Raw genomic sequence first — 7,710 nt, 5'->3', positions numbered from 1 at the left:
GAAAAATGATTTGAGCCCCTGGCCTCGGTGCGTTTTCAGATCCCGGAGCGCCTGGTCGAGCTCCTGGGGGCATACCGGCGTCAACAGGTCGACGGCCTCCGCCGGCGTCCGAAACCCGTTCAATCCCCAAAATGGAGTCAGGGCGCAGATAATTTCCGGTTTGTGGTTGGCATCCCGGTAGTTGCGGTCCGGCGCATCCAAAGCCTTGCCCTGGCGTTTTTCCCTGTCAAATCCCTCTATCGCCTGGCGTTTGCTGGGATGCGCCTGAATGGACAGCGGTTGTGCGGCAGCCAGCACCTTGAACAGGTATGGCAGGGCTTGCCCGAACCGCCTGACGACATAGCGGCCTAAAATGTCCATGGGTTGGCGTTCGATCAACTGCTGGAGCGGGACACGTTCGTCACCGGCAACCACCGTGGAGGGACCTTTGGGGTGGGTGCCCATCCACAGCTCCGCCTGGGGGAGTTGGGCGGGGTTGGGCTGACCGAGCAGCTGGGCAATGGCCGTTTTCGATCCCCAGGCATAGGGTTGAATCACGTTGTCGAGACGATAAATCGGCATACTTGAACCTCGATCGCATTCCTAAGAGGATGGTTTACTAACGCCAATCACCTTGCTATACATGGTCGCCTGGTGCGCAGCGCCGAAAGAACGGCATGGAGTCATTCATAACATGATCCTTACGGTCAATGAAATCTTTTACAGCATTCAAGGCGAATCCGTATATGCCGGGCTGCCCTGTGTGTTCGTGCGTCTGACCGGATGCAACCTGCGCTGTCACTATTGCGACACCCGATATGCATTTGATGAGGGCAACGCCATGTCCGTGGCCCAAATCGTCGATCAAGTGGCAACATTCGGTTGCCGTCTGGTTGAAATTACCGGCGGAGAACCTCTGTTCCAGGACCATACACCGGCTCTGGTGGATGCCCTGCTCGGCAGCGGTTATCAGCTATTGATGGAAACCAACGGCTCCTTGGACATCGATCGGGTGGATCGCCGCTGCAGCCGGATCATGGACATCAAGTGCCCGTCGAGCGGAGCGCATATGAAAAACGATGACGCCAATCTGCAGCGGTTGACCGTCCATGATCAAGTCAAATTCGTCATCGGCGATCGCGACGATTTTCTTTTCGCCACGGAACTGCTGCCCCGTTTAGCGGCAATCCTGCCGGCGGATCGCATTCTGTTTTCGGCCGTATCCGACCGGTTGCCACCGGATCAGCTGGCAGCGTGGATGCTCGATGGCCGAATCGAGGCCCGTCTCCAGCTGCAGCTGCATCGTTTAATCTGGCCGGATCAGGAACGGGGGGTTTGACGACGGACCCGCAGTTAATCTTAAACATCATGAAATTAAAAATAACATATTATGGTTAATACAAAAAAAGCATTGGTACTTTCCAGTGGCGGCCTTGATTCAAGCACCGCGCTGGCCATGGCTGCCGACCAGGGGTTTGCGATATACAGCCTCAGCTTCGACTATGGGCAGCGACACGCATGCGAGATCCGGGCAGCCGAAAAGGTGGCGCGTGCTGCAGGCGCAAAACGCCACCTGGTCACCCGGGTGGATCTCAAGCCGATCGGCGGTTCAGCCCTGACCGATGACATCGCCGTGCCCAAAGCCCGCAGCGAATCCCTTATGGCGCGAGCAATTCCCGTCACCTACGTGCCGGCACGCAACACGATATTCCTGTCATACGCCCTTGCCTGGGCCGAAGTTCTGGGCGCCTGGGATATTTTCATCGGCGTCAACGCCGTTGATTACAGTGGTTACCCAGACTGTCGGCCGGAATACATCCTGGCTTTTGAAACCATGGCCAACCTGGCCACCAAGTCCGCCGTCGAGGGCAAGGGGCACTATCGCATCCACACGCCGCTGATCGATATGACCAAGGCCCAGATCATCCTTGCAGGAACCGCGCTGGGCGTGGACTACCGCATGACCCACAGCTGCTATGACCCCTCACCCCAGGGGCTGGCCTGCGGTGGCTGCGATTCGTGCATTCTGCGCCGAAACGGCTTTGCGGATGCCGGTGTGCCCGACCCGACGGCCTATGCGCCTGGATGACGATGCAATCGGCACCCGGGCAGACCAGCAACAACAAAAATGCAATCACAAAAATCAAATAACAAATTACAAAAAAATTCCAAGATTCAATATTGATGACCCCGTAAAAAGTCGAGATGTCCTCTTTTTTGTCATCCCCGCGAAGGCGGGGATCTATAAGTTTCAGATAGTTATGGACAGCGCTGAAAAAGCTTCACTACGTGCCCCGCCTTCGCGGGAGTGACACCGCTTGTGACTTTTTACGGAACCATCAATATTCAACTATCAAACAGGTCCAACCGCCAATTGTTTGCAATTTTGAATTTTTGGAATTGTGATTGGTTGGTGATTTGGTTTTTGGTGATTGGCATTTATCTATTTTTTTGTATTTAAAAACATATCGTTAATGATTTAGGCAATATTTACGTATGATCATCTATATTGTTCTGGGACTTGCCGTGGTGCTTCTGGTAGGGCTGGTCAACGCGGAGAAGACGGAAACGCCCAAATGGATTCTCCTGTTCAAAACCCCCCTGTCCCTGTTGTTCATCGTTGCCTGGACCCTGCAGCCAGCCCATAATACGGCTTTTTCCGGTCTGATTCTCATCGCCCTGTTGTTTTGCCTGGGCGGAGATATCCTGTTGGCTCTCGGCACGCGAATCACGTTTCTTTGCGGGTTGGTCAGCTTTCTGCTGGGCCACGTGATGTATGCCGCAGCATTTTTCCTGGACGGTCGGGTCGGTCCGCTCATGGCTGTGGGGGCAATCCTGTTGGCGGTGTCGGCCACCTTGGTCTGGCGATGGCTGGAAAGCAACCTGGGAAGCATGAAGGTGCCGGTGCTCGCTTATATCATCGTCATCAGCATCATGGTCTGCGGTGCATGCGGCATAGCCGCCAATCCCGCCATACCTGGCTATGCGCGAGCCGCCATCCTGATCGGTGCCATCCTGTTCTATTTTTCGGATCTTTTCGTGGCCCGTCAGCGCTTCGTGGTCGGTGCCCATGTCAACCGGGCGGTGGGACTGCCCTTGTATTACGTCGCCCAGTTTCTGCTGGCCCTTTCCGCCGCCTGGGTCCCCGGGTGAGCGATCCTATGTAAATAGCATTGGTTTCAAAACGTTGGATCAGGTTCGCGGGCAAGGCGCAGGCCGACGCAAAAGCGGAGCTAAATTTAATATGTGAGCATTTTAAGGGGGCGTGCAACGCCGCCATCGGACCTTAGACGGCGTTATGAAGCCAATTCTACCAGTCGACCGGCAACCGTACAATTTGTTTGGCTTTATTTTGAAACAGCAGGTATCGATTGTCTCGGCCGAACCGGTATAGATCGCGGGTAATGGCCACATCCGACCGACAGTATTCAAGGATTTTAGCCATTTTTCCTTCCCGCCACCACCTCAGGGCATCCAGCCCGTCCGCTGTTTTTCCGGCATCCAGGGTAACGGATGCCAAGTGGTCCAAAGAGAGCCGGTATCCCAGTTGATCTTTCACCTTTTCCAGGATGTCCAGGGTGGAGATGTTGCGAAAATCCAGCTCGGTGTATGCGGAGAGCACCCGGTAGTCGAAACGTTTGATGTTGAACCCGATCACCCGGTCCAGCTGTTGAAGGTGATCCAGCAGCATGGGAACCTGGCCCTCGACGAACTCGAAGAAATTGTCGGACTGTGAATCGTAAAGCACCGCACAACTGACCCGCATCCGCGATGCATGATGCCAACCGCCCACCTCCTGGGCCGACAATTGGGTTTCAATGTCCAGCACCCCATAGCGAATGGCCGCAGGCATGGATTCCTCAACCGTGGGGGCGTCATCCGCCGCCTTCTCTCGACCGACAACCATCGTCTCCCGAATCGACGGGGACGCGGGTGAGGCCGTTGCGGAAATCAGCGTATTAAATAAAAAAATCGCCCCTGCCTTATCGATAGGGCGGTTGCCGGATCCGCATTTGGGAGAATGGACACAGCTGGGACAACCGGTTTCACATGGGCATATGGATATGGCCGACAAGGTGGCGTCCAGCAGGCCGGTGCCGTTGGAGAAGGCCTGATTGCAGAGCCCGCTGCCCCCGGGCAACCCATCGTAGATAAAGATGCCGGCACTTTCCAACTGGGGATGAAAAGGGGTGGAAATGCCGCCCAGATCGTTTCGGTCGGCCAGCACCAGAAGGGGAAAGACGCCGATGGCCGCATGCTCCATGGCATGCAGCCCCCCCATGACGTGGATCCAGGCCTTTTCACCCATGGCGGTCACCGCCTCCGGAACCGCAAACCAGAGGCCCTGGGTTTCGAAAACCATGGGCGGCAGATCGAGCGGGACCCGCTCCAGTACGTTGCCGGTTCGGGTTTGTATGCGGTCATACCCGGTAACCTGTTCGGTGACCCGAAGGCGTCCAACCGCCATCATGGTTCCATAAACCGGCTTTTGGTCAATTATCTCCAGGATCCGGGTCTCTTTGTGAGACCTCACGCGGGTGTGAAAATCAACCCGGGTGGACGCGACCACAACCTTACGGTTTTCCGTGTCCAGGGATTTTACCATAAAGGACTGGCCACGATGCAGATAGACGGCACCGGGATGGGTTTCCCGGTAAACGCGGAGTCCGTCGATTTCACCCAAAGGGGTGTTGCTGGCCGCCTCGATGATGGCAAACCGGGCACCCGCCCCACGCAGATCCACCAATCGGTGCGGGTTTTTCATCGGCGAAAAACAGACGGTGCCGTCGGCGCTCAGATAAAGTCCGCCGGATGCAATGGTCTGCCGGAGGCAGGCCTTCATCGGACCGGACGCCAGCATCGGGTCACCGATCATCAGAGGCAGTTCGGCGGCGGCGCAAACCAGATGTCGTGACACGACATCCGGATTATGGGGATTGATCACGGCCGCTTCCGGCTGGCGCACCACCAGCTGTTCCGGATGGTTGATAAAATAATGATCCAGGGCATCCTCTCCGGCCACCAGAACCACCGCCGAGTCCTGACCGCTGCGCCCCACCCGGCCCCCGCGCTGCCAGGTGGCGACGATTGAGCCGGGGTAACCGACCAAAATGCACAGATCCAGACTACCGATATCGATGCCCAGCTCCAGGGCACTGGTGCTGATCACCGCCAGCAGTTCTCCGGAAGCGAGCTTGGACTCGATGTCGCGCCGCTCTTCAGGCAGAAATCCGGCGCGGTAAGCACTGATGCGATCGGCGAGACCGCCGGAACGGTGTTGGGCCCAGATGGCCAGCAGCTCCGCCAACTTGCGGGACTGGGTGTAGACGATGCTGCGAAGACCCCGACTCACGGCCGCCTTGAGCAGCCTCACCGTTGCCCTCAATGAACCGTCCGTCGGATCCATCACAACCAGGTGGCGCCGCCCGATGCCGGCGGTGCTCTGGGTAACGGCCTCAACACGCAATCCGGTCAGCTGCATGGCCAGCTCGCCCGGATTGGCTACGGTTGCCGATGTGAACACGAAGGTGGGCGATGCACCGTAATGGCTGCACATTCGTCGCAGGCGACGGAATACCTGGGCCATATGCGAACCCAGAATCCCCCGATAGGTGTGCACCTCATCCACCACCACGAACCGGATCCTGGAGAGCAAATCGGACCATCGGTCGTGATGGGGCAATACCGAAAGATGAACCATTTCAGGGTTGGTCATCAGGATGTGGGGCGGATTGTCACGGATCTTCTTGCGCCGATAGGACGACGTGTCGCCATCGTAGATGTCCGCCCGGAGATTGACGTCGGCCAGGTGGGCGGACATGCTGTCGATAGCTTTGCGTTGATCCTGGGCCAGGGCCTTCAAGGGATAGATAAACAGGGCACAGGCTGATGCATCCTCGATAACGGCCTCGAAAACGGGAAGTGCATAGGTCAGGGTTTTGCCTGAAGCGGTACGGGTCGCGGCTACCGTATGGATTCCCGCCCGCACGCGGTCGATGGTCTGGGCCTGGTGGGTATACAGCCGATCGATCCCCATGGCCTCGAGCAAGCGGTCGATCGGTTCCGGCCAAGGCCTTCGGGTTTCACCGAAGGTGGGCGCGCTGGCAGCAAACTCTCGGTGGTAGACCTCCTGGCCGTCAACCGCGCTGGCAGCCTTGAGCCTGCTGATGTATTCGTCGATGAGTGAGCCCTCAGTCATGGTTGGACCACCGCAATCTGACCTTAGATTTCATTTTTGTGTGCATCGGGGCTTGAAAATCTGGAAAAATACGCTATAGTAAACATTGATTGGCCGTGTATGGACCGCATTTGTCAACCTTAAAGGCAGCGATTGACACCATCTCACCGAAAAATGGTCCCACCCGTAATCGGGAAAGACCACTATCGCATGACTTCATCTCCCATTTCAAGAGGAAGGCCATAACGTTGGACGACCCCTTTTTACCCGGCCCAGGTACCGGATTCCTGGGTAATCTCCGTGTTCGTTTCGCCTCTCGTTTATCTGATTTAAGCCTCCGGACGCTCATCTATCCGCGTGACGGCATCACCGGTTCAGGAGTCAATGGATGATGGTGAATCAGTTTATTCTACTTTTCGTCCTGCTGTTGCTGTCCGGATTCTTTTCATCGGCGGAGACCGCCCTGTTCTCGATCAGCCAAACCCGTGCGCGGCACATGGCCAAGGAGAACATCCGATCTCATCAACTGATCAAGCGCATGAAAGATGATCCCCACAAGCTGCTGACCACCATCCTGATCGGCAACAACGTGGTCAATGTGGCCGCATCGGCCATCGCCACGTCGCTGACCATCAACATGTCCGCCAATTATGCCGTGGGCCTCTCCACCGGTATAATGACCTTTCTGATTCTCGTGTTCGGCGAAGTGATTCCCAAATCCTTTGCCACCCGCAACAACTTCCTCCTGGCCAAGATGACCATCTTTCCCATCTATTGGATGTCGATCCTTTTTTTTCCGATCATCGTGTTTCTCAATTTCATTCCCCGCATCACCGGAAGGATGAGCAAGACGCCGTCAGCCACCGAAGAGGAGTTGATCACATTTGTCGAAGTGGTCGAAGAGCAGGGAGAGATCAAGGAAGAAGAGCGTGAGATGATCCACAACGTCTTCGAATTGGATGACACCAACGCGTCGGAGATCATGACCCCGCGGGCCGACATGTTTGTGGTGGATGCCGACGCGCCGATCGATTTCAAGGCCATTGCCGAATCCGGTTTCACCCGCATCCCGGTGATCGAAGGAGACATCGATCATGTGGTCGGCATTTTGAATATCAAGGACATCTTCATGCATCAGGCCACATCGGAGACCCCAGTGAACATCCGCTCCATCATGCGGCCGCCCTACTTCGTTCCGGAAAACAAGAAGCTGGACCGGATGCTGCACCAGTTCAAGGCGCGCAAAAACCACATGGCCATCATCGTCGATGAATATGGCGGCGTCTCCGGATTGATCACGCTGGAGGACGCCCTGGAGGAACTGGTGGGGGAAATTCGTGACGAAACCGATAAGGAAGAGCCCCACATCATCAGCAAAAAGCCCAAGGAGTGGATGGTGCTGGGCAAATCGGAAATCGAGGAGGTCAACGACAAAACCGGCATGCGTATCCCCGAATCCAGGGAGTACGATACGTTCTCCGGATTCATTCTGGACAAGATCGGAAGAATCCCGGAAGAAGATGAAGCCTTCACCATCGACGGCCACCAGGTGG

Annotated in this window: 6 protein-coding genes; 4 read left to right on the top strand and 2 right to left on the bottom strand. The window is 56.3% G+C overall.

Features of this window, described 5'->3' with window-relative positions; all coding sequences use genetic code 11:
• A partial coding sequence (gene manA, locus ABYV26_RS16340) for a mannose-6-phosphate isomerase, class I (RefSeq protein WP_372682422.1) occupies positions 1-561 on the bottom strand: 561 nt, incomplete at its 3' end.
• Positions 562-673: 112 nt separating this feature from the next.
• Here manA and ABYV26_RS16335 point away from each other — a divergent pair.
• The 3 genes from ABYV26_RS16335 (at position 674) to ABYV26_RS16325 (ending at position 3,132) form a co-directional block, all read left to right on the top strand.
• Positions 674-1,318, top strand: a complete 645-nt coding sequence (locus ABYV26_RS16335; protein WP_372682421.1) for a radical SAM protein — start codon at positions 674-676, stop codon at positions 1,316-1,318.
• Positions 1,319-1,369: 51 nt separating this feature from the next.
• Positions 1,370-2,068, top strand: coding sequence for a 7-cyano-7-deazaguanine synthase QueC (gene queC, locus ABYV26_RS16330; protein ID WP_372682420.1), 699 nt, complete (start codon positions 1,370-1,372; stop codon positions 2,066-2,068).
• Positions 2,069-2,475: 407 nt separating this feature from the next.
• Positions 2,476-3,132, top strand: coding sequence for a lysoplasmalogenase (locus ABYV26_RS16325; protein ID WP_372682419.1), 657 nt, complete (start codon positions 2,476-2,478; stop codon positions 3,130-3,132).
• A gap of 157 nt (positions 3,133-3,289) precedes the next feature.
• Here the strand turns inward: ABYV26_RS16325 and ABYV26_RS16320 are convergent, their stop codons facing one another.
• Positions 3,290-6,178: a DEAD/DEAH box helicase gene (locus ABYV26_RS16320; protein ID WP_372682418.1), complete on the bottom strand. Its 2,889-nt coding sequence runs from the start codon at positions 6,176-6,178 to the stop codon at positions 3,290-3,292.
• 367 nt (positions 6,179-6,545) lie between these two features.
• On the opposite strand from ABYV26_RS16320, the gene ABYV26_RS16315 reads away from it, so the two are divergent.
• Positions 6,546-7,710, top strand: a 1,165-nt coding sequence (locus ABYV26_RS16315) for a hemolysin family protein (RefSeq protein WP_372682417.1), incomplete at its 3' end; no start/stop codon positions are given.

Source organism: Desulfosarcina sp., assembly GCF_041551955.1.
GTDB lineage: Bacteria > Desulfobacterota > Desulfobacteria > Desulfobacterales > Desulfosarcinaceae > Desulfosarcina.
This window is presented reverse-complemented; position numbering and strand designations above follow the sequence as displayed.